Source organism: Brumimicrobium oceani (assembly GCF_003143775.1).
GTDB classification, from domain to species: Bacteria; Bacteroidota; Bacteroidia; order Flavobacteriales_D; family Crocinitomicaceae; genus Brumimicrobium; species Brumimicrobium oceani.
Genome location: NZ_QFRJ01000002.1, coordinates 541,958 through 567,601, shown reverse-complemented (window position 1 = coordinate 567,601; position 25,644 = coordinate 541,958). Strand labels below are relative to the sequence as shown.

The 25,644-nt window shown below is 37.2% G+C and carries 12 protein-coding genes; 9 read left to right on the top strand and 3 right to left on the bottom strand.

Features of this window, described 5'->3' with window-relative positions:
• Window positions 1-3 precede the first annotated feature (3 nt).
• The 4 genes from DIT68_RS05240 (at window position 4) to DIT68_RS05225 (ending at window position 4,446) form a co-directional block, all read left to right on the top strand.
• Window positions 4-1,035 (top strand): Gfo/Idh/MocA family protein, encoded by a 1,032-nt coding sequence (locus DIT68_RS05240; protein ID WP_109358751.1) that lies wholly within the window; start codon window positions 4-6, stop codon window positions 1,033-1,035.
• Window positions 1,025-2,323 (top strand): nucleotide sugar dehydrogenase, encoded by a 1,299-nt coding sequence (locus DIT68_RS05235; protein WP_109358794.1) that lies wholly within the window; start codon window positions 1,025-1,027, stop codon window positions 2,321-2,323. The genes DIT68_RS05240 and DIT68_RS05235 overlap by 11 nt, the downstream gene beginning before the upstream one ends.
• Before the next feature lie 319 nt (window positions 2,324-2,642).
• Entirely contained in the window at window positions 2,643-3,689 is a 1,047-nt protein-coding gene (gene rfbB, locus DIT68_RS05230) for a dTDP-glucose 4,6-dehydratase (RefSeq protein WP_109358750.1), read from the top strand.
• A 10-nt stretch (window positions 3,690-3,699) separates the two neighbouring features.
• Complete coding sequence (locus DIT68_RS05225; RefSeq protein ID WP_109358749.1) at window positions 3,700-4,446, top strand: tyrosine-protein phosphatase; 747 nt, start codon at window positions 3,700-3,702, stop codon at window positions 4,444-4,446.
• Window positions 4,447-4,523: 77 nt separating this feature from the next.
• Here the strand turns inward: DIT68_RS05225 and fabD are convergent, their stop codons facing one another.
• Together fabD and DIT68_RS05215 are read right to left on the bottom strand one after the other, a co-directional pair.
• A complete protein-coding gene (fabD, locus tag DIT68_RS05220) occupies window positions 4,524-5,408 on the bottom strand; it encodes an ACP S-malonyltransferase (protein ID WP_109358748.1) in 885 nt (294 codons plus the stop codon).
• A 432-nt stretch (window positions 5,409-5,840) separates the two neighbouring features.
• Window positions 5,841-13,199: an RCC1 domain-containing protein gene (locus DIT68_RS05215; RefSeq protein ID WP_109358747.1), complete on the bottom strand. Its 7,359-nt coding sequence runs from the start codon at window positions 13,197-13,199 to the stop codon at window positions 5,841-5,843.
• A gap of 207 nt (window positions 13,200-13,406) precedes the next feature.
• Here DIT68_RS05215 and DIT68_RS05210 point away from each other — a divergent pair, with 207 nt between their 5' ends.
• Genes DIT68_RS05210 through DIT68_RS05190 form a run of 5 tightly spaced genes read left to right on the top strand, consistent with a single transcriptional unit; the run spans window position 13,407 to window position 24,318 of the window.
• The gene (locus tag DIT68_RS05210) at window positions 13,407-13,904 is read left to right on the top strand and encodes a hypothetical protein (RefSeq protein WP_109358746.1); all 498 of its coding nucleotides are present in this window, start codon (window positions 13,407-13,409) and stop codon (window positions 13,902-13,904) included.
• 4 nt (window positions 13,905-13,908) lie between these two features.
• Entirely contained in the window at window positions 13,909-18,570 is a 4,662-nt protein-coding gene (locus DIT68_RS05205; protein WP_109358745.1) for a T9SS type B sorting domain-containing protein, read from the top strand.
• 4 nt (window positions 18,571-18,574) lie between these two features.
• Window positions 18,575-21,733 carry a T9SS type B sorting domain-containing protein gene (locus tag DIT68_RS05200; RefSeq protein WP_109358744.1) on the top strand — a complete coding sequence of 1,053 codons (3,159 nt, stop codon included), beginning with the start codon at window positions 18,575-18,577 and terminating at the stop codon, window positions 21,731-21,733.
• A 3-nt stretch (window positions 21,734-21,736) separates the two neighbouring features.
• Complete coding sequence (locus DIT68_RS05195; RefSeq protein ID WP_109358743.1) at window positions 21,737-22,684, top strand: PorP/SprF family type IX secretion system membrane protein; 948 nt, start codon at window positions 21,737-21,739, stop codon at window positions 22,682-22,684.
• Window positions 22,684-24,318: an OmpA family protein gene (locus DIT68_RS05190; protein ID WP_109358742.1), complete on the top strand. Its 1,635-nt coding sequence runs from the start codon at window positions 22,684-22,686 to the stop codon at window positions 24,316-24,318. Before DIT68_RS05195 ends, DIT68_RS05190 begins: the two co-directional genes overlap by 1 nt.
• A 550-nt stretch (window positions 24,319-24,868) precedes the next feature.
• Here DIT68_RS05190 and DIT68_RS05185 read toward each other — a convergent pair.
• Window positions 24,869-25,516: a hypothetical protein gene (locus DIT68_RS05185; RefSeq protein ID WP_109358741.1), complete on the bottom strand. Its 648-nt coding sequence runs from the start codon at window positions 25,514-25,516 to the stop codon at window positions 24,869-24,871.
• Between the last annotated feature and the right edge of the window lie 128 nt (window positions 25,517-25,644).

Genomic DNA, 25,644 nt, shown 5'->3' with positions numbered 1-25,644 from the left:
ATTATGGATGGAAAAATAAAATTTGTAATTATTGGTTCAGGTCATATTGGCAAGCGTCATGCTACGATGGTCAATGAAAATAAGGAAGCAGAACTGGTTGCTTTAATTGATATTCAACCGAAAGAAAATTTAGGAATAGACCATTTTGATGTTCCTTTCTTTAACTCAATTGAGGACTTTTTAGCTTCTAATATAGCATACGATATCGCCAGCGTGTGTACACCCAATGGTTTGCATGCCGAACAAAGTATCCAAATTCTTGAACAGAATAAACATGTTGTTTGCGAAAAACCCATGGGACTCACTAAAGATAATTGTGAAAAGATTATTTTTAAATCTTTGCAAATGTCTAAACATGTGTTTTGTGTGATGCAAAATAGATATTCACCACCATCGGAATGGATTAAATCTGTGGTGGATGAGGGAGTACTTGGCAAGATATTCATGGTTCAGTTAAATTGCTATTGGAATCGTGACAATAGATACTATAAAAAGGGAGGTTGGAAAGGAACTCAGGAACTTGATGGTGGAACTTTGTTTACACAGTTCTCTCATTTTGTAGATATTATGTATTGGCTTTTTGGTGATATTAAAAATATTCAAGGTAAATTTGCTGACTTTACGCACAAAGATTCAACAGATTTTGAAGATTCGGGTTTTGTAAATTTTGATTTTATTCAAGGAGGAATGGGGTCTATTAATTACTCAACTGCGGTTGCTGGTCAAAACCTAGAATCATCCATTACCATAATCGGTGAAAAAGGATCTGTTAAAATTGGCGGACAATATATGAACGAGGTGGAAGTCTGTAATATCGAAGGATATGAAATGCCTCAATTAGCGGAAACTAATCCAGGCAATGATTATGGAGCTTATAAAGGCTCTGCGGCCAACCATCACTACGTTATTAATAATGTGGTGGACACACTTAAAGGAAGAAATACGGCAACTACAAATGCTTTGGAAGGATTAAAAGTTGTTGAAATCATAGAACGAATATACACAGTACGAAATGAACAAATCAATGCACACTAAATTAATAGAAAGAGAAGAGAAATTAGCCGTAATCGGTTTGGGATATGTAGGATTGCCTATTGCCCTTGAATTTGCTCGAAAAATGAATGTTATTGGGTTTGACATTAACGCAGAAAGAGTGGAGTTAATGAAAAACAATATTGATCCAAGTAAAGAGTTAGAGGCTTCAGATTTTGAAGGTTGTAGCATAGAATTTACTGCAGATTTGGAGGATTTAAAAGAAGCAACTTTTTATGTTGTGGCAGTTCCTACACCCATCGACGATTCTAATAGACCTAATTTAGGCCCTCTTTTGGGCGCGTCTTCCACAGTTGGTAAGGTGTTGAAAAAAGGTGATTATGTTGTTTTTGAATCTACTGTTTATCCAGGTTGTACCGAGGAAGATTGTATTCCTGTTTTAGAAAAGGAGTCCGGATTGAAATTTGGAACAGATTTTAAAGTGGGCTATTCTCCAGAACGTATTAATCCAGGAGATAAAGTGCATACTTTGCAGAATGTAGTGAAAGTCGTTTCCGGAAGTGATGAAGAGTCTGCAGAACAAATCGCTAAAGTTTACGAGGAAGTCGTTGGAGCTGGAGTACATCGCGCAACATCAATTAAGGTAGCGGAAGCAGCAAAAATCATCGAAAATACGCAGCGTGACGTAAATATTTCGTTGATTAATGAGCTCTCCATTATTTTTAATAAGTTGGGTATAAATACCTACGAAGTGCTAGAAGCGGCAGGAACAAAGTGGAACTTTTTACCATTCCAGCCCGGACTTGTTGGAGGTCACTGTATAGGCGTAGATCCTTATTATTTGACTTACAAAGCGAAACAAGTAGGTTACCATGCTGAGATTATCAACAGCGGTCGCTCGGTGAATGACTCGATGGGATTCTATATTGGAAAGCAAACCGTTAAAATGATGATTGCCCAAGGAAAAAACATGAACGATGCGAAAGTGTTGATTATGGGAGCTACTTTCAAGGAAAACGTTTCAGACATTAGAAATTCTAAAGTAATTGACGTTGTAAATGAATTAAAGTCTTTCTCTGTAAAAGTTGATTTAATCGATCCACATGCTTCATCTGACGAAATGAAACATGAATATGGTGTTGAACTTACAGATAAGGAGAGCCTTAGTAATGATTATGACGCTGTGATTGTGGCGGTTAACCATGCTGAATATGCAGAGTTAAAAGAAAGTGACTTCAAAAAATACTTAAAAGACGAAAAAGGCGTTTTTGTTGATATCAAAGGTGTTTTCAAAAAGGAAATTAAAGATTTAGAATACTGGAGTTTGTAATCATTAGAACTTTCTTTTTTTCGTCTGATGATTGTCATAGAATTACCGCTGAAGCCTCACATTGTTGAGGTTTTAGTGTTTTAAAAATAGCTGTTTTCAGGATTACTTTTCATTGCTTTCGGCAGGCTCAGTCAACGAAGAGCAATCCCGTTGACTGAGCCCGTCGAAGGCAACTGATTTAGAAGAGTAATCCAATTTCTGCGGAGACTGAGCTTGTCGAAGGCGTTGCAGAAATTGAAAAGAAGAGGAAGACGGATTTTAAAATGTATTAAATTTTTGAGGATTAACTACATTTCAATAAGCATAAAATATAATTAAAATGAAGACTATATTAATAACAGGAGGAGCAGGGTTCATTGGTTCGCATGTGGTTCGTCGCATGGTGAATCGTTATCCTGAAACACATTTTGTAAACTTTGACAAATTGACTTACGCAGGTAACTTGGAAACCTTAGCTGATGTGGAGTCAAAAGCCAATTATTCATTTTTTAAAGGAGATATTTGTAGTGAGGCTGATTTAAAAGAAGTCTTTTCAAAGTTTGATATCTCGGATGTAATTCATTTAGCTGCCGAATCGCATGTTGACCGTTCAATTTCTGGTCCAATGGATTTTGTCTTGGCCAATGTTGTGGGAACGGTTAACTTGATGAATGTTTGCAGAGCGAATTGGTCTGACTTGTCAAAACATATTTTTTACCAAATTTCAACGGATGAGGTTTACGGAAGTTTGGGCGTAGAAGGCTTATTCGAGGAAACAACCTCTTACGACCCAAGGAGCCCTTATTCAGCTTCCAAAGCGAGTTCAGATCATTTTGTGCGCGCTTATCACCATACTTATGGTTTGAATATTCGTATTTCGAATTGCTCCAACAACTATGGAAGTCACCAATTCCCAGAGAAACTTATTCCTTTAATGATTCACAACGCTGTTGAAGGAAAAGATTTACCAATTTATGGAGACGGTTTGAATATTAGAGATTGGCTTTGGGTGGAGGATCATGCAAGTGCAATTGACTTGATTTTTCATGAAGGTAGAGATGGAGAAACTTACAATATTGGAGGTTTAAACGAATGGACTAACTTAGATTTGATTAAGCGCTTGTCAGAAATTATTGACCAACGTTTGGGAAGAGAAAAAGGGGAGACCATCAAGCAAATAAAATTCATCAAAGATAGAGCAGGGCACGATAGAAGATACGCAATTGATGCTTCAAAATTAGAGCAGGAATTGAAATGGAAACCATCCATTACCTTTGAGGAAGGTTTAGAAAAAACAGTAGATTGGTATTTAGACAACCAAGACTGGGTGAAAAACGTTATTTCGGGAGAATATCAAACTTATTACGAAAAACAATACAATTCATAAATTTTAAATCATGGGTTTAATTAAATCGGTATTTGGAGCGAAGCCAAAAACTCCTCTAGATTTGAGTGCGCTTAAAGTGGATATGCATAGTCATCTCATTCCAGGTATTGATGATGGTTCTCAGTCAATGGATCATACCATAGGAATGCTTTTGCGTTTTGTAGAATTGGGATATAGGAAAGTAATCACGACTCCTCATATTATGTCTGATTATTACAAAAATACTCCTGAAATTATTCATAGTGGACTAGAAGAGGTACGTGCTGAAGTCAAACGATTGAATATACCAATTGAAGTAGATGCCGCTGCAGAATACTTTTATGATGAAGAATTTTTGAAATTAATAGAGAATGAAAAGCTACTCACTTTTGGAGATAGTGAATTACTTTTTGAGTTTTCATTTGGCGCAAAACCAAACAACATTGATGAATTAATCTTCAAACTAAAAACCAAGGGGTATAAACCCGTTTTGGCACATTATGAAAGATACCTTTTCTTTCTTGACGAGGGGATTGAGCCCGCACGGAAATTAAGAGAGAATGGAGTGAGGATTCAAATGAACTTGAATTCTTTAACCGGACATTATGGATCAGCCATTAAAAGACAAGCCGAAATGTTGGTGGATAGTGAATTGATTGACTATTTGGGAACAGATTGCCACCGCATAGAACATTTGGACATTTTAGAAAGTAACCTCACCAGAAAGCATTTCAGAAAGCTAAATGAAATGAAATTTTTGAATAAAAATCTGATTTAATGTCTTTCGGGGCGATTTGCTGTAGGGGCGATTTGCAAATCGCCCTTACAGCAAATCGCCCCTACAGAAATCCCTTACTACTCAATCCCCGCACTAGACGTCGGGAACTTTCTATCTACTTTTTTAAATAATCCCTGTAAAACTTTTCCAGGACCAACCTCAATTACTTCCTCACATCCATCAGCAATCATTTGTTGCATAGTTTGTGTCCAGCGCACTGGAGCAGTTAATTGGGCAATTAAATTATTCTTAATTTCATCAATGTCTGTTACCGCATTTGCCGTTACATTTTGATATACTGGGCAAATACCTTCTGAAAATGGTGTGTCTTTAATTGCTTTTTCTAATTTTTCCCTAGCTGGCTCCATTAATGGCGAGTGAAATGCTCCTCCAACAGGTAGCGGTAATGCTCTTTTTGCTCCGACTTCCTTGGCTTTTTCACATGCTATTTCGATTCCTTTATTAGATCCCGAAATCACCAACTGACCTGGACAATTATAGTTTGCTGCAACAACAACCTCGTCAATATTTGCACAGATTTCTTCAACTTTTTCGTCCTCTAAACCTAAAATAGCCGCCATTGTCGAAGGTTCAGCTTCACAAGCGTCTTGCATAGCCAAAGCACGTTGATAAACTAATTTCAGTCCATCCTCAAAAGACAATACTCCGCTAGCTACCAGTGCCGAAAATTCCCCCAAAGAGTGTCCTGCAACCATGTTTGGTTTAAAATCATCTCCCAGTACTTTCGCTAAAATCACGGAATGCAAGAATATGGCTGGCTGAGTTACCTTGGTTTCTTTCAACTGCTCATCAGTTCCATTAAACATGATTTCAGTAATGTCAAAACCCAAAATCTCGTTGGCTTTTTTAAATAATTCTTGTGCAACAGGAGAAGCCTCGTAAAGATCTTTTCCCATTCCTATAAATTGGGCACCTTGACCCGGAAAAACGTATGCTTTCATATTCTATCAATTTTGTGTTGCTAAATTAAAATTATTTGGTTGATAATGGAGGGCTTGGCTTAGGAAATGAAACTTTACTTTAATTATTTTCAATCTTATTTAGGAAGTGTATTTTACTTCGTTGTTCATCTCCGCTACAAACTTATTTTATCTGAGTTTAGGTAAAACAAATGGAGGAACTTTGGCTTTTTTGAAAATAGAGAAAGGCTAAATGAGTATCTCTGCTAAATTAGTTCAAAAAGTGTCATAAATAAAAAATCCTTCAATCCATAAAATTAACTTTTACAGGATTGAAGGATGATGAGTTTTTATGCTTAATTAATTATTCCATCCTCTAGTTTCACTTCCATCGTCCTCAGATCTCATAAACCAGATCAATATAAACGATCTTGAAATTGAACAGGTAAGCATAGAAATTAGTCATAATCGGTTTTAGTGTTTAACGATAAATTTTTTCAGAGCAGTTCCGTATTTTCCAGAAATCTGTAAATAGTAAACTCCGTTTTCAAGATGCTGACATGAAATAGAAAGTTTGTTGCTATTCACATCAATCATTGAAATGACCTTACCAACAGCATCAAAAATGATGATTTCTGCCATCTCAATTGATTCGCTAAATTCGACATTTAATTCATCATTTGCAGGGTTAGGATAGAGTGTTAAAGAAAAAGAACCATACTTTTCTAAATTCGCAACGCTATGGTAATAATCATCGGAGAAAGAACTGCAACCATTAGCGTAAAAGACTTCTACAGTGTAAATACCAGAGCTATTTGCGCTGTATGTTGGTGAATTGGCTCCTGGGATTAGATTTCCATTAAAGAACCATTGGTAGTTGTCAGCTACTGGTTGATTGGTTTCTAAAACATCACCTACCGATGAAATAGAAACAGCTGGAGCAGGAGAGAAGCTTGTGGTTACAGCTGCACTTGCACAAGTTTTATTTTGTCCATATAAAAAGTGCGAAGCGTTTCTGCTGGATTCGATGAAAGTAACACCTTCCAATTGACTCATGTGCACAGGGCTTATTATTGCTGTATCCGCAATTTCAGAAAGCTGGTTTTCTGTATTGTTTCCTGCTGCAAAAACAGAGTTGTCTTTTCTTTTCATTAAAGTTGAATATTGACCAGCAGCAATCATATTTACACCTTGGATATCAATTTCTCTAGGGTAGAGAGAAGGGGTTTGAGAAGAATTACCCAATTGACCATAAGAATTACCTCCTGTGCTATATACTTTGTGGTCTTCGGTTAAGAATACGGTGTGATTAGCTCCTCCTTGAACACTTACCACGTCTTTTAGATCAGAAAGAGTTGGTGTTAATCGGCTCACGACATCCCCCAAACCAAGTTGCCCAGATGAATTATTACCCCATGCGTACAGTTCGCCATTACTGTCAATTGCAAAACTTGCATATTCATTGGCACCCACTGCAACTATATTGCTTAGCGCCAATGCAATCGGAGTAGAGCTTCCATTTAAAGTTCCATTTCCTAATTGACCAAAATCATTATTTCCTACTGTTTGAACGGTACCATTAGTGCTAAGTATAACGTAATGAGATCTTCCTGCTGCAATTGTATCAATATTCGTTAGCGTTGTATTCACAACTGGGAAATTAACAACAGCATTGTTTCCTAAACCTAATTGACCATGATTATTGTTTCCCCAAACATATACCTCACCTTGCTCTGTAGTGGCCATCGTACTGTTGGCTCCTGTAGCAATTGTTTTAATATTAGTAAACGATCCAATCTGAATTGGTGAATTTGTTGAGGTGTAAGTTCCATTACCCAATTGACCAGAAGCATTATTACCCCAAGCGAAAAGTGATTTATTTTCATCAATACCCATTACAAAATTAAAACCTGCAGATATTTCTGTGAAATTAATTCCGCTGTTAGAGGCTACTGGTAAAGAACTGTTGAAAGAACTTCCATTCCCAAAAACTCCGTTTGAATTTTGTCCTAAAGACCAAAGATCATTTGTTCCCCCCATAGTAACTTGAAGAGAATAACTCCCTGTGGTATCTGCTACATATAGGGTGTCAGATTCCCCAGCGATAGGGTTGTTGTTGAATAGCCATGTGTTTCCATATACCGCATTACTTAAAAGGATAACTGAGTCTCCTTCACAAAATGTAGTACCTGTTAGGGGTGTGATTACAGGAGTTTCAAGAACATTCATAATTATGAAATCGTTAAAATCTTGAGTACACCCCGATGTCGTATTGAATCCTTTAAAGGTGACTTCATCGTGATGATTGAGGAAGTTACTCGTAAATGTGTTCAAAGGTCCTTGTGGAGAAGCCGAGAGACCATTTACAAGGAATTCATACTCATCGGCGCCTGTTGCGGTAAATTGAACATTGTCACCTTCACAAATCATGTTTGATGGTGAAATAGACATCTCCAGGTTCATTTCATTTACTGTAAAAGTAAAATCTGCGGGATTTGAGGCGCAGTGCGCATTAAAACCAGTTACAGAAACTACACCATTGTTAGGGATGTTATTTGTTTGGAAAAAACCTGTTGCATTACTACTTAATTGAAGGCCATTTAAAGCATAAGTATACTCATTGGCTCCAGTTGCGTTAAAGTCAACCGTATCATTCAAGCAGATGTTTAAGTTTGGATGAGAGGAAATAACATTAATGTTTGGATAATTAAATACAGAGTAAGTCACAGAAGATGATGAAAAACTGCTACAACCATTTGCTTGTCCTTCAACTGTTATTATGTCCCCATTGTTCACAGCGGACATGAAATTGTTGTTTGGTGCAAAATTACCCATTGGAGCACCATTCACGTAGAACAAATATTCGTTGGCTCCATTTGCAGTTATGTTAGCGGGTTCACCTACACACAATACAGTGTCGGCATTGTTTGTTAGACTCACTGTAGGGTAGCCAAAAACTTGAAAGCTTAGAGCGTTAGAAGTAGCTGTGCAACCTAATAAATCACCTGTTACACTAACCACATCTCCATAGTTTAGAGTATTTAATGTTGTTGTGTTGGTTGGAGAAGAAGCGCCTATGCTCGTTCCATTTACGAAAAACTGGTAAGAAGAAGCGCCGTTAGCTGTAAAGATCACTGATTCTCCTGTACATATAGATTGATTCGCGCTTGTGCTCGTTAATGAAACATTTGGGAGCGGCAGCACTTCAATTGGTGAGTAGGCTTCTAAATCCTGGCAGCCTAAAGCTGAAGAACCTTGAACGCTTACAATATCATTATTAGCCAGACTATTTATTTGAAGCGTACTTGTAGGGCTCAAAACACCTTGCGAAGTCCCGTTGATGAAGAACTCATATAGACTTGCGCCCGAAGCAGTATAAGTAACGGCCTCCCCATTACAAATTGAGTTGTCTACATCCGAAGTGACAAGGTTTACCAATGGTACGTTGTTGATGTTAATGATGAGACTTTCGGTGGACACACAATTGTTAGATTCCCCTTCAACCATTACTGTGTGGCTTCCTGCTAAAATGTTTGAAGAGTTTATAGTGTTTGTCGTTGAGGGGAGTCCTTGACTTACACCATCAATAAAGAATTCATAATTTGTTGCACCACTGGCGGTAAAATCAACTATTTCATTTTCACAAAAAATCAGATCAACATCACTGCTACTTAGTGCAATGTTTGGTGAAGGATTTACAATTGTCGAGATTAAGTTTGAAACACTAGCGCATCCATTTAAGCTACCATTAACGATTAAATTTTGTCCGTTGGATAATGAGCTAGTTGTGAAGCTATTGTTGCCCGTCATGCTGGTCTGAGGAGTTCCATCTAAAACAAATTGATAGTTGTCACCACCCGATGCCGTAAAGGTTACAGACTCGCCTTGACAAATGGTGTTGTTTGCATCCGAACTGCTCACCAAAAGTGTAGGTGTTGGTTTGAATAGAACTGGGATAACTTGACTTGTGTCAACACATCCATTGTTTGAGCTTCCTACAGCGAACACTGTATTTGCTCCGAAGTTGAAATTAGATGCGTTTAAAACAGCGTTGTTGCTATAGCCTTGAACACTCAGGCTATTAATAAAAAACTCGTAGTTGGACGCATTTGTCGCAACAAAAGAAATACTTTCACCATCACAAATTTCATTATTTGCGTTACTAGAAACTATACCTACATTAGGCTTTGTTAAAACGCTAAATATAACGGAGGCGCTAACCTCACATCCATTACTTTCTCCTAAAACTTCAATTACTTGTCCATTTTGAATTGTGCTGCTGGTGAATGTATTCAGACTTGAAGATGCACCTTGAGACATGCCATCCAAGAAAAACTCATAATTATTTGCTCCTGAGGCTTGGAATTCGACTTCTGTACCCTGACAAATTTCATTATCGGAATCATTGCTTGTTAAAACTGTCGTTGGGGAATTGTTAACAGTAAACTGTATGCTTGGTTCTGTTGAAAAACATCCAGATGTTTTACCACGCACTGAAATGATGTCATTATCATTTAAACTGTTTGAAGCGAAGGAATTTAAGGTTGAAGGACCTTGAAGAGTGACACCGTTTTTAAAGAATTCATAGGTTGCGGCGCCTGTTGCAGTAAATGTTACATTTTCACCAGAGCAAATAGTGTTATTCGCAACAGAGCTTGAGAGAACAACAGTTGGAGCTGAGTTTATGATGTAATTAAATTCTGAATTAGCTTCAAATTGACAGCCTTGGTTTGTGAAACCTGTTACACTAATTATATCTGCACTCGTTAAGTTATTTGTCCAGAACGTATCTACTACCGAAGGGCCTTGAACAAGCACATCATTTTTATAGAAGGCGTATAAATCGGCATTATTTGCAGTAAAAGTAAGTTCCTCGTTTTGGCAAATTACGTTCCCACCGGAAGATTCCGAAAGTGTTGTATTGGGTAAAGGATTAACCGTGAAAATACTGGAAACCGTATCGCGACATTGGTTGGTATCAATAGAAATTAAAGTAACTAAGTCGTTGTTGTTGAGTGTTGATACTTTATAAGTGGCTAAAGAGTCTAAAACTCCTGTAACAGAATTGTTATTCAATAAAAACTGGAAAGAGTTTGTTGAGTCTGGAGATGTTGCTAAAAAAGTTACGGTATCATTTTTACAAATTTCACCAGATGCCGAATTATTCCCCCAACTGTAGGTGGAAGGAGCAAAAACATCAAAGGTTTTGAACGGGATTGTTTCACTTATACAACCTTGTTCATAAGCGACTAAAGAGACCGAATCACCCTGAGAGATATTGTTTAGCGTGAAAATGCTGTCGTTAGCGCTTGGTGTGTTTTGTGAGACGCCATTATAAAAGAATTCAAATTGCGTTCCATTTACTGCGCTAAAAGCCTCAAATACTAATGGAGAGTTAGAACATACAATTGAGTCGTTTGTGGAGCTAAGCATAGAAACGTTTGCCAATATTACATCAATAGCAACTGTGTCTGTTGCAAAACAATAGTTTTTATATTCTGCTTTTAGAACTACATCAAAAGTCCCAGAACCTATGAAAACGTGTTTTAACGTGTCAAGTTCATAGTCGATGAATGTGCTGTCAATTGGTGGGTTTGCAAAATATCCTGTTGAACCATCATTAAAGTACCAATAATTAGTGATGTCATTCGGGTCCCCTGAAAAAGCAGTAGAATTGTTAGTAAAGTGTACAGTATCGTCTTTACAAATTGGTCCAGTGTGGGAAAAATCGGATGTTACAGGAGGTCTAGCATCAAAAATCCAGTTGCTATTCGCTCCCATATCTTTAGAGAACAAAGCGTTTAATGGGTCACCTGCGTTGGTTAACCCTGCTATGTTTAGACATTCAGCTATAACGTCTGTTCCGGTTTTGCTTATCAATGCATTGGCTTGGTGAATTGTATCTAAAGAATAAAGAAAAATTGAATCTCTACAGTTCCCTTTTGCAATTAAACTGTCTCCAATGGTTTGAGTTGTTCCTTGCTCAAAATAAACTTTTGAACCTGGTGTAATGATTAATTTATTGAAGTTGTTATTCCCCATTACCTTTTGAGCATCTGAGTTTGGAGAGAAATCTAAGGTTACATCATAAAAGTTTTTCCCCTCTGTAATAAGGTCATTAGATAGATTTATGGTGTCGGTTAAAAAGAGATGAGATGTACCTGGAAATATCTTCAGCAGGGAATCATCCTGGGCATTAAAACTACTGGCTAGAACTATTTCGGAACTCCCAAAATAGATAGTTCTTTGGTCATCTAAGGTAGGTAAATCGGAGGTGAATATGGAGCCTGTTCTTAGCTTATGTCCCGAAGTATTCAAAACCCCATTATAAAAAAGAAAATTTGTAGAATCGGATGTAATCAAGTCATCATTCAGCTCGAATATTGAAGCGCTGTCCTCCATGTAGATAATAAGGTTACAATCTATGCTGGCATTATTTGATTGAATTCCCACATCGTCTTTCACTATTATTGAGCTCGTTTGATTTTCCTTTTTAATATTGAGATGATTGCTTAAAACCATGTCGCCATAAACGCTGAGTGCAGTAACCAGCTCCATTGTTTGCGTTGCGTTTAGGTCAGACCAATCCATAAAGCCACAGTAGGAAGAGTCTACTATGCTCACTGTTTGATTACTTGATGAAAAGGAGTTCGCATCAAAGAAAACAGAATCTGAGACTTTTGGAATACATCCAAAGGCAGTTCCTCCGCTTGTGTTGGACCAATGGTTTGGATCTCCCCAAGAACCACTATCACCAATCCAATAAAAATTAGATGGTGCCAATTTCCAACCACTTGAGTTTTGGGTTTCAGATAAAAATAAGTCATAATTTGCTGCGCCAATTGCATCAATATTCTTAATTATTACATTTGATAAGGAAAGAACGGGGTGTCCAGTTTTGGCAATCATTGCATTTGTGCCAATAGATGTTGTCCTAATTGTAAACGGCATTCCGCATGTTCCTGATGCTACAATAGAATCTGCGTTCACCAAGGCATTATTGTTAATGGTTAAAGAACCTGAAGCTTGCAATTCCAATAGTTTAAATGAATTGCTGTCAAGCACACTAGTCGTTGACGCGGACAATGAGTTCACCTCATCATATATTTGGTTTCCACCTTTAAAACTCGCGAAATTGGCTGTATTTCCCAGTTTTATTTCTGTGCCCGTAAAAGAAGAGGTGAGATTGCTTCCGTTCACGTCCCAAACTCCATTGTTCACGATAATTAAGCTTGAGTCAAAATGGAAAGTCCTCGGACTTGTAAGAGTACTGAAGAAGGAACCTAATGTTAAGGAGTGTTTATTAGAATGAAAGCCAAAGCTGTCTATGTATAAATCCTTATCGTTCGTTATGAAGTCGTCTAGGAGCTTGATAGTAAGTCCGATAAATCGGAAATCTTGTTCCCAGATAATTCCAGAAGAGCTTATTGTTTGCCCAGGTGTTTCGGCGTCCATGATTATTTCACCCCAGTTACCTATGAAATTGATTCCATTTGAATTTCCAACGATAGAACCATAAATTGTGTGATTAAAGTTCACGAGGGCCTCCATAGTGAAAGAATTATTTACGCCTTGGAATGTGATAAAATCAGCTAAAATCGTTGTGTCAATTTTAACAGTGTCTGTCAGGCTAGATAGCCCTGAGTTTTGGTCAAAATAGATGCTGTCTCCTTTAGCAGGAATCAGGCCTGTACTTGTGGTACCACCTGAGGTGTTTGACCAGTGGTTTGTGTCTGACCATGAACCAGGACCACCTATCCAATAAAAATCTGCTGCTGTTGCGCCAAAAGCATTTAATGCGAAAAGCACAGAAATTAAAATTATACGCTTCATAAGATAAAGTTAATTAATGGAATAATCCATTACGAATTAGGACTACAAAAATGAAACAAAATATGGTGTAAGGCAAATCAAAAGGTATAAATATGAGCTAATTGGGCTTAAAAATGACTTAATTCATGTTTCCCGTTTATTTTTGAAATAAAAATAATAATTTTACAATTATTATATATTTTTGTGATATACAACTAAAAATTACTGATGAAATCAATTTTACTTATTCTCCTCGCCCTAATCATATCTTCTTTAAGCTCAGCTCAAACAGATGATGAGAAACTCGATCGAAAAGAACCGGAGTCGGTTAGTGCCAATTTGGAAATGATCGTACCTCCTGAAACTTTCGTTCCTTCGGATGCCTTTAACGGGTATATCTCAATCGAGAATGCTTCTGCCATCATAATGACGCAAATCAATAATGTAAATTACAAAAGGGTTTCGGAAGGAATGGATGAGGAATTCTATGAGTTAAATCAATTAAATTTTATAAGTAAGGAGTCTTTTGTATCTGATTATAAAGTAAACGGGGTCATTTATAAGTTGTGGTTTGAGTTAAAAGGGGATAGGTATATCCGCTACATGGTTTATGCTGGTGACCTTTCTAAGACACTCTGGTTAAATATTACTTATCCAGAAATGTTGCAAGAAATAATAGAAATGGAAGTTCTTAAAAGTATCAACACCATTAATCTAAACCCTTAAAAACATGAAGTACATCGTCGTATCCGCTTTTTTGCTAGTGTTTTTTACATTTGAAAATGTTTTTGCTCAACAAATTGTAAATCATCATGCAGAATTTAATTCCGGAAAGCAAAATATGTGGGGGCCCTCGTTTTCACCTGTAACCTTAGATCAAACCGTTACTTTGTTTGATGAGTCTTGGAATGTGAATTTTAATACCGGTAATGGAGGAATAACAAATATTGTCGGAAACCCTTTTGGGGGTAAGTTAAATGGTTCTTTTTCTGGAAGACTAGGAAGTGAAATCCGAATAGAAGGTTTTACCACTGGAACTGTTGAAGTTAAGTATCCAGTAGATATTGAACTGAATATGCCAACAGACCTCTCTTACGATCAGGGGGATGATGTTACGATACAAACGAATTATGACCTGATGCCGGGATGGGAGTTAAAAAGTCTTTACCCTTCAGCTGGGGAGTTCTTTTGGGATTTATACTTTGAAATGGGCGCTTCAGCATCCGCTCAACTTTGTTTCTTTGGCTGTACTGCTTTTCCAATTATTCCTAATTTTAATACAGGATTGCAAACCATAAATATTGCTACAATTAGTGGTAACGGTGCTTCTACAGGCGGAAACACAGGAGTTTGGTTTTTAGGTCCTGCAGAAATGTTAGCACCAAATCTTCCCGGTGCCGCAGGTTGGCCTTATGCTAAACCTTTAGATATTAGTTCTAACCTTCCGTGGCAGGTGCACATACCTGCTTTTCCAGCGGAGATACCAAGTACAAGTTTTGGTTTGTCAGGTGAAGTAACCATTCCATATGTTGAGACATCTTCTGCTGTAAACCCGGCCAATTTATCTTTGTCTGCGTGCGGAGATAGTACATATTTCAATCTTAATTTAGAGGTCTTCAAGGTCTTAGGTAAAATCCTGCAATACTCACCACCACCTCTTCCCGCTGCTGGGATTGCATTGTCGTCTCTCTCAGGGTCAGAAAGTGTAGGGATTGCAGAGTTAGAATGGAATTTCTTCTCGGCTAGTTTTGATGCCAATATTAGTAACAATCAATGTTTTGATTTTAATCCTAAAGTTTTTGGGAAATTCGAATTTCCCATTCCAGTTGATTATTCTATAACCAAAGCAAATGGAACGACCTCTCAAGTGCAACAAAGTAGCATTGTTAATTTGGAAATTGGAGAATCATTGAATTATAAATTTCCATGCTTTTTCGAAGAATTAGATATTACACCAACCTATTCCATCGATGGTATGTTTAAAAACCATACTTATGACCAAGTGGACTTTGATTTTTTGATGAGTGCCTTTCAATTTGGTTTTGATGTACCAAAAGTTACAGTAGTCCCTGGTTATACCATTCCAGAAGTTTGTATTTCTATTCCTTATCCTTGTGGATTTTTTAAGATTTGTAGAAAGAGAGTATGTACTCCATCAGTGAAAATTCCAGAAATCGGATTTCCTGGCTATGCTTTAAATGTTGGTCCTTTATGGGATAAATCGATTCCGATTGGTGGTTTTTCTTATGACTGGTTTAATGAAACATGGGAGTTGGAAGGGTTCCAAGATACTACTTTTACCTCTTTTAAAATGATTGCTAATAAACTTCAAACGAATACTGTCGTTACAGATGTTAGTTGCTATGGAGGGAATGATGGAACAATCGAACTAAATATTTCTGCCGCTACCGACGCTTTGCCTTATTCCTATGTATGGACAAACGGTGTCAATGCTACAGTCGGAAATTCAACCACATTAATTGACTTGCAGGAAGGGGCTTATCAAGTAAATATTGTCGATAATAACGGATGTCAGCTTTTCGATGGCGCAACAATAAAAGAGCCAGAACAGCTCAATATCAGCTATACTAAGCAAGATAAGTCATGTGGATTAGGTCTGAATGATGGAAGTATAAATATCACCGTTTCGGGAGGTACTCCAATTTACAGTTTCCTATGGTCGAATGGTGCTACAACTAAAGATGTTAGTGGATTAGATGAAGGTATTTATACCCTTACAGTTTCTGACCAAAACGGATGTACAGAAACGCTATCTGTTGTAATAGAACAACCTTTTGACCTTACTCATTCTGCTATTGTAAGCAATGTGGAATGTCATTCTTCTAGCACTGGTGGGGTGGATATTACTGTAAACGGAGGAACACTTCCTTATGTTTACAGTTGGTCTAATGGTGATTTAACAAAAGACCTTTCAAATGTTACTGCCGGAACTTATGGTTTTACGGTTACAGACGATAAGGGATGTACAAGCACAAATAGTTACACCATAACGGAACCTGCTCAAGGCGTTACCTTAACGGAACTTTCAACTGACGTGTCTTGTTATGGTGGCGCGAATGGAAATATTGACCTTACTGTTACAGGAGGAACACCTCCTTATAACTACCAATGGTATAGTAACCTATCTGGTTTGATGGCGTTTGACGGTCAAGACTTGGTAGGTTTAGCTGCTGATGATTACACAGTAATTGTTTACGATGCTAACGCTTGCTCTAGCACGATTACAGTAACAATAGACCAGCCAATTATGTCATTGAATGATAATGAAATAATAACCAATGTGGACTGTTTTGGGGCTTCAAACGGCCAAATAGACCCTCAGGTTTCTGGAGGAACAGCACCTTATAACTATCTGTGGTCTAATGGAACAGTGAACCCGAGCCTTCTAAATGTGGTAGCTGGGGATTATTCTTTAACAGTAACTGATCACATGGGATGTAATACAGTTTTCAATTATTCAATAACTTCACCTGACGCCCCTTTAGCAATAGTTTCAACTCAAAGCGATGTTCTTTGTAACGGGGACTCAACAGGTGAAATAATGACTAGTATTTCTGGAGGAACCTCTCCTTATACAATACTTTGGAATAATGGACAGACAGTCGAAAATATCAATTCATTGACTGCTGGAGTTTATACCATTAATGTTGTGGATAGCTTGGGCTGTGCAGAAAGCAATACAATTACGATTACAGAGCCTTCAAACCCTTTACTTGTAAATAGTGTAGCGACTAATGTGCTTTGCTTCGGTGATAACGATGGAGGAATTGATGTATCAGTTACAGGGGGAACAACACCCTGTAGTTATGAATGGTCTGATGGGATGACTAACATTCTAGCAGATACCACGCAAGACCTTTTGAACTTTGAGTCTGGCGCTTATTCAGTTGTGGTCACTGACGCAAACGGATGTTCTGAAACCAATACTAGCGTAATAGGCCAACCAAGTGCTCCGCTAGCCATAGTTTCTTCAGTAACAAATGTGGATTGTTTTGGAGGAACATCTGGAGCGATAGATATTTCTGTTAGTGGAGGAACAGGAAACTATTCTTTCAATTGGTCTAATGGAATTACGACAGAGGATTTGCTTAATATTTCTGCGGGTGTTTATATCGTTACGGTTGTCGATCAAAATGGGTGTGATATACAAAAAACGATCTCCGTTGATGAGCCAGCGGCGTCATTGGTGGTTTCCACATTTAGTAAAGATGTGTTGTGTTTTGATGATTCAACAGGGAGTATAGAAACACAAGTTGTTGGCGGAACTTTGCCTTATTCCTACAATTGGTCAAACGGTGCTACAAGTAATCATCTTTCAGGTTTAACAGACGGAATGTATTCTGTAACGGTAACAGATAATAACGGCTGTGTTGCCTTCTCTGGTGCTACAATTAATGAACCGCAGTTACTTGATGTTGCGGTAGCAGCAACAGACCCAAGTTGTTTTGGATATTCAGATGGAAAAATAGAGTTAACAATCACAGGAGGCGTTCAACCTTATTACTTTAATTGGGGAGATGAAAATGAAATTCTATTAAACAATCCTTCTGAAACAATTAATGATATCCCAACAGGTGAATATTTCATTAGAGTATCGGACGAAAACAATTGTATTTATGAAGAGTTATTATTCGTGGATGAGCCAGCGCCATTTACCTTCCAAGCCTTTGTTAATGACGCATCTTGTTATGATGGTAACGATGGTTCGATTGATTTAACATTAAATGGTGGTACTACTCCTTACAGCTATTTATGGTCTAACAATTCTACAGATGAAGATCTTCAAGGCTTGAGTAAGGGGGAGTACAATCTTAGGGCAGAAGACGCGCAAGGATGTATAATTGAAACAAAATTATCTGTTAATGAACCAGATGAAATTGGAATTACCTACGAAATGAATCCTGTGAGCTGTGTGGATCAAAGTGACGCTGCAATTTATGTTGAACCTTATGGCGGAACGCAACCTTATATTTACACTTGGTCTAATAGCTCCTTTGGTCAAAATCTTGAAGATGTAGGACCTGGTATTTATACCTTAACAATTCTGGATAATAATAACTGTTCAAATAGTTTTGAGCTTGATGTAATTGCAAATAACGAGGAGTGTTTAATCATTCCTAATACCTTTTCTCCTAATGGAGATTTGTATAATGATACATGGGTGATTGGAAACATTGATTTATATCCAAATAACACAGTTAAAATATACAATAAATGGGGGAATGAAATTTTCTCTTCAGAGGGTGAGTATGAAGCTTGGGATGGAACACATAATGCGAAAGCACTACCTGCCGGCGTTTATTATTATATCATCATTCTTTCTAATAAGGAAGAGAATAAGTACACAGGGAACATAACAATAGTAAGATAAGCAAATGAAAAAACTAATTTCAATATTCATAGGTCTGCTTGGTATTATAAATACCGTTTCGGCTGAATTGGCAATGTCTGCCTGCCCCACGATAGCAGTCACAGGTACAAACACATCCTGCTACAATGTTTCGGATGGTAGTGCTACAATTTCAATTATTTCCGGTGGAAGCGGAAGTTATACCCACACGTGGTCAAATGGAACTATTAAAAGTGGGAACACAAGTACAATTGATTTTTTGTCTGCAGGTACCTATACTGTTACAATAAAAGATAATAACACAGGATGCTCAGTCGTTGGAGCCTATGTGGTGACAGAACCAAATCCGATTTCAATTTCAGGAGTGGTTAAGAATATTGATTGTTTTGGAAGCTCTACTGGGGGTGTTTCAATCAACCTTTCAGGAGGGATGATGCCCTACTCTTTTTCATGGAAAAATAGTTTTGGTGCTATTGTTTCAACCAATAAGGATTTAACAAATGTTCCAAGTGGAACTTATACTTTATCCGTTAACGCGCCAAATGCTTCTTGTAGTGCCTCACAAACTTTTAATATCAACGGACCAACAGAGGCACTTAGCTCTTCGGCTGCACTTACTAATGTGGATTGTTTTGGAAATACTACCGGGAAAATTAATGTTTCTGTTTGGGGGGGAACACCACCTTATGCTTTCCTATGGGACAATGGTCAAACGCAGGCAGAAATAAGCGGTTTATCAGCAGGGAGTTACTCTGTAACTATCACAGATAACAAAGGGTGTTCCATACAAGAAACCTACAACATTACAGAACCAGACGCTCTTTCAGGGGCGATGGCTAAAGTGGATGTTCTTTGCAACGGAGATGCTACAGGAGTGGTGGGAATAACCGTGTTGGGTGGTACATTGCCTTATCACTATTCATGGAAAAACGCCCAAAGTTTCCTAGTGGCTAATACCGCTAGCTTAAACAATGTTAAAGCAAACGTGTATGAAGTTACAGTAAGCGATGCAAGAGGCTGTAAACTGGTTGATCAGGCGACTATTTTAGAGCCAAATAAAATCCAATTAAGTGCAGATATCATAAATGTTAATTGTTATGGTGGTACAGATGGAGAAATTAATTTGAACGTGTCTGGGGGAATTGGGCCTTTTACTTATAACTGGAAAAATAGCTTAGGAAATACATTTGCAACAACACAAGATCTTACGGGAGTTACAGCAGGTGTATATACTGCGGAAGTAACAGATGATAACGGATGTATGGCAACATTATCAGCAACAGTGAATGAACCTGCATCTCCGATAAATGTGAGTGTTAGCGTTGAACCTGTACTCTGTTTTGGAAACAATACAGGAGCTATCAATTTAATGGTGAGTGGTGGAGCATCAAATTTTAGCTACAGCTGGTCATCGGGTCAAACAAGTAAGGATATTGATAACATTTTAGCAGGGAATTACACTTATACGGTAATTGACAATAATGGATGCACAAATGTTGGAAATGTGGTAATAACAGAGCCCGCTTCTCCACTAGCAGTGTCAGGTATTGTCAATGACGTAAACTGTTTTGGTGAGTCGAACGGAGGAATTGACTTAACAGTAACAGGTGGAACACCTAATTACAGTTTTCAATGGTCTAGCGCTTCATTTCAGTTAAGTAATACGAATGAAGACCTCGTTAATTACGGAGCAGATGATTACAGATTTGAGGTGACAGATCAAAATGGGTGTAAAGTGATAGATACTTTAACTATTAATGAGCCCGCTTTATTGGAAACATCAACAATGGGTACAAATATTCTTTGTAATTCGGACAGCACGGGAACTATCGATTTAAGTGTAACAGGAGGGGTTTTTCCTTATACTTATGCTTGGAATAATGGTGGTATAACAGAAGATTTAATCCAGCTAGCGGCAGGGAATTATAATGTTACAGTTACAGATAATCAAGGGTGTACCTCATCAATAGCTCATACTTTAACAGAACCTGCAGATAGTTTGACTTATAACTTAACAGTAAGCGATGTACTTTGTAACTCAGGAAACGAAGGTTCGATTTCACTTTCTGTGGCGGGTGGAACAGTCCCTTATTCTTATAGTTGGTCTAATGGTGAAACGACTACAGCGATCAACAATCTTAGTTCAGGGAGTTATTTCTTTGATGTTGTAGATCAAAATGGCTGCATGATTTCGGATACTTTAATTGTAAACCAGCCGAATGCCTTAAGCTTGAACGAGGTAATTACTGATGTTTCGTGTTTCGAATTGGAAGATGGGAAAATTGATATTTCACCAACAGGAGGAACTGCTCCTTACGACTTTAAATGGTTTAATTCAGATTATGCATTAGCTACACAAACGGAAGATCTGGAATTATTTCCTGCCGAAACCTATCAGATAGAAATAGTAGATGCTAACGGCTGTAATTATGAAATGTTCCTTGCCATTGAAGAACCAGAATTAATTCAAATTGAATACGTTTATGAAATTGCAAGTTGTAACGGCTCCTCCGACGGAGTTATAGATGTGGAGGTGTCAGGAGGAACACCAACTTACAACTACGCATGGAATAATGGAGCAACAACACAGGATTTGTTGAGTATATCTTCTGGCGTTTATGAATTATCTTTGGTAGATCAGAATGGTTGTCGAGATTCTTTAATAGTTGAAATAACCCAGCCAGAAGCAATATCTATGAGTTTTACCACAACAGAGGTGTCTTGCAAAGACCAAAATGATGGTACTGCCTATGCGATAGCTAAAGGTGGTAATGGGGGGTATAATTTCTTTTGGGAGAATAACGTAAATGATGCATACAACGAAGGCTTGTCAAATCAATATTACAGTGTTGAAGTTACGGATATGTTGGGTTGCACATTTACAGATTCTGTTTTGATACCAATCAATCCAATAACTTGTATTGACCCTGTGAACACATTTACCCCCAATAATGATAACTATAACGATACATGGATTATTGACAATATTGAGTTGTACCCAAATTTTAAAATGCAAATATTTAATAAGTGGGGTAATTTAGTTCGAAGTATGGAAAATGAGTACTCTCCTTGGGATGGGACTACAAATGGTAAGCTATTGCCTGCGGGAGTTTATTATTGGGTGCTGAATTTGAATGATGAAGAAAATAATGTATTAAATGGAAATATTACTATAATAAGATAAGCAATGAAAAATTTAATTATACTCGCATTTATCGCCTTTGGTTTTGGAGTAAATGCGCAACAAGTCGCCCTGAGTTCACAATATTTATTTAATGATGTAATGGTTAATCCTGGGGCTGTTGGTGCCAAAGATTATATTCCTGTTCATGTCAATTTTAGAAAGCAGTGGGCAGGTTTTCCAGGTGCACCAACAACACAGTTGATTTCAACTAATGCTAAGATTGCTAATAATTTTGGAATTGGTGGCTCATTCTTTAATGATGTGTCAGGACCAAGCAGAAGGTCTGGATTTAACATTAATGGCGCATATCATCTTAAGCTGGATAAAAGGGGGGAACATAAAATTGGACTAGGATTAGGCCTTTCCATTACTCAGCATATTGTTGATCCCAATAAAATGGAAACCTATCTTCCAGATGATCCAGCAGTTACTCGAGGATTCAATAACCAAATGATTCCTGATGCTAATTTCGGCGCTTTCTATTATTTCAAAGATAAAGCCTATGCAGGTATTTCTGCTTATAATTTAGTGGAGGTGAATCGTGATTTGTATGACTTTAATACTTCTTTTGTAAATCCACTGGTGCGTACTTATTACCTAACAGGAGGATATAACTTTGATTTTGAAAATGATTTCGGCTTAAAACTTTCTACACTTGGTCAAATAATAGAGACTTCCACAGCACAGTTTGACATAACTGCAGTGGGGACGTACAAAGATAGGTTTTGGCTAGGAGCAAGTTATAGAAACAAAGAAGCAGTGGTATTCCTTGGTGGTGTTCAATTGGGTGTTTTTAAAGTTGGCTATGCTTACGACTATAATATCACAGACATTATGAATCATTCTACTGGCTCTCATGAGGTTTTTCTGGAATTACAAATATTTAAAGGTAACACGCAAGCTAAAACCCCTTGGTTACAGAGAAATAGAATTTATGCACCTAGTATATAATGAAAAAAGTCATTTTAATAGTATTCGCTTTTATAAGCGCACAGGCATTCTCTCAGTCGGTTGAACAGGCTGAAAACTATTTTATAAATTACGAGTATGAAAAGGCTGCGAAAACGCTGCAAGTAATTTATGAAGAACAGGGGCTAAAGAAAGAAAACTTAAAACAATTGGTTTATTCTTATTACATTCTAGGAGATTATGAATCCTGTTATCCTGTTTTGTTAACACTCGAAAATCAAGAGCCAATCGATCCGATGTTTTATTTCATTAGCGGAGAAGTTAATCGAAGTTTAGGCAATTATGCAGAGAGTATTAACGCTTACAAAAAGTATCAGCTAAATGGGGGAGAAGAGGATGTTTCTGTAAAGATAGCCTCTTGTAAAGCCATTGAAGAATGGAAGCCTGAAAAGTTTGTCGCATTTGATTTGGCAAGCGATAATGGCCCAAAGGCAGATATTAACTATGGTAACTATGACAATAATCCAGTTAAGCTGATTGAGTTTGGTGTAGATAATGCTGGTAACTTAATAGAAGAAGTGAATAATGAAAATGATTCCCAGGCTGAATTATTTCTAACAAGGCCTCAAATTTCTATAAATGGTGAGGAAAAGATTATTAAATTGGAAGGGAAGGACTTTGCATCTATTATTGGGCTTTCATTTGTGCCGGGAACAAAGAGGGTTTTATTAACGATTACTTACCCGCTTTCTTCAAACAAATTAGAAAAAGCACCAAATTTGTATTGGGCCAATCTTGGTGATGAGTTTACTTTTACCGACATCAAACCCTTCGAATATTCTGGTCTGTTTGATGAAAGCTCTACAGCTCATGGATCATTTAATGAATTAGGAAATACTTTGGTATTTAGTAAAATCGGGAAAAATACGAATGGAGCTGATTTATATCATTCACAATTGGTGAATGAAGAATGGACCCAACCAGAACCGCTTACTGAACTTAATACAGTAAATGACGAAATGTTTCCTGTTTTTACTGGCGATACATTGCTGACCTTTTCCTCTAACGGGAGAATAGGATATGGAGGATTAGATCTTTATTCAGTAAATTATCCTTTGCAAAATACCAAAGTAAGACATTTTAAGCATCCTATTAATTCATTTCAAGATGACTTTAATATTTCTTTTGCAACTGCCGATAGTGCACTTTTTACATCGAATAGAGCAGGAGGGGTAGGAGACGATGATATATACTATATTATATTTAAAAGAGAAGAGAAAGTAGAGGAGGAAGAACCAGTAGAGGAGGTGGAGCCACCTTTTATAGTGGAGTGGGAAACTACTGGGATTTACTTCGGGTTTGATAAGTCTACCTATGAAGAAGCCCTGTCGGAAGATAAACTGATTGCTTTGCATGAAATAATGGAGAAATGTCCTACGTGTACCATTCAATTAACTGGCTATACAGATACCAGAGGTTCTCAGCGCTACAACAAGATCTTGGCCGAAAAAAGAGCGAGAAACGTAAATGATTTCCTCCTTGAAAATAAATTTAATAAGGCAAGAATCAGTATTGTAGCCAAAGGAAAAGAGGATTTACCTTATCCATCTGAAAAAGGATTTAGTGAAGAAGAACATAAATTGAATAGGGTTGTGGAAATAAGTATTATTGAATAATCTTTAACTTAAATGCTTTTCTCCTCTCACTTGAAATATGGCACTAGCCTAATTCCATCCTGAAGCGGATTTCTTTTTTTAACTGGTTGGAAATAGAAATTTTCGAAGGATCTTGTTAGTTTACCGCTGAATCACATTATTGTTTGGTTTGATGTATTTACTGGTAAAGTATCGGATAGGTATTTTAACTGATACACCATTTTCATTTTGATCGTTAACTTTTAGCAAAACTTTCCACAGGGTCTGTCAAATCTCAAGCAATTTTGTAGCATTTAGGCAACATGTGGAATACTTGTCTAAGACCTGATATTTTGTTGCTATAGGAACCTTCATGGATGATATTCTTTATTATCTTAAAAACTAAATTCATGAGTTTCTGAGCTGATACAAATAATGGTCGCTTTACTGGAGTAGTCTTATAGTTGAGCTATTCAGGTTAATTGTATTGTGTGCGCACCATTGAAAAGGTGATGTTGTTTTATTGTGACACACAAATGAACGTCAAAAAATCAATAATCAAACCCGCTTAATTATAGTGTAATCTTGTTGTTTAGCGCTTCATTTGGGTATATCCTTCTGGAGGTTCAGTGGAAAAAATCTCTGTTTTGTTGTCTAGCTCATTCTTGAAATTAGAAGCTTTAAAACTCATTCTTATCCCATTGCTTATGGAAACAAACTCTAAAGGAAAACCTGGTAAATTGGGATTAATAATGTGTTGTCCCATGTCTTCCAGAATAATTTCATCAGTTAACCAATATGTGGCATAAGATCCATTTTCTTCCATTACATATTTTCTACATTTAAAACCTAAAATGTTTTTGTACTCATTAAAAGGGGTGATTTCAAAATCTGTTGTGGATGTTTCTGGTTGTGAGCCTGATATTTCATCAACACTTCCCTGATTAGCATAATTGCCATAAATACTTTTTGTAATCGTAATTCCTTTGTCAAGTTTTCTATTAATTCTTATTGAGGAATGAGTGATTTTACCCATTTCGAAGTCAACTCTTGAAAGGTCTTTGGCAAAATAGATTTCCATTTTGCTGTTCTTCATCATGCTGGCTGTTTGTCTGGCGTTTAAAGAGGTGTCAACAGCTGTTACATCAATGTGAAACTGGAGAAATCCCTCCTGAAGTTGACTAAAATTGAGGAATGGAATAAAAAGAAATATAAAAAATAAGTGTTGTGTAGTTTTCATCCTACAAAGATACTAATTTTCTATATTTTACCCTATCTCTAAAAGGTTTTACCAGCTACAAATCGTATTGTAGCTGGCATGGCTTTTAGTCGAAAAAAGAAAGTTTGTGAAGCCTAAAATTACTAGAG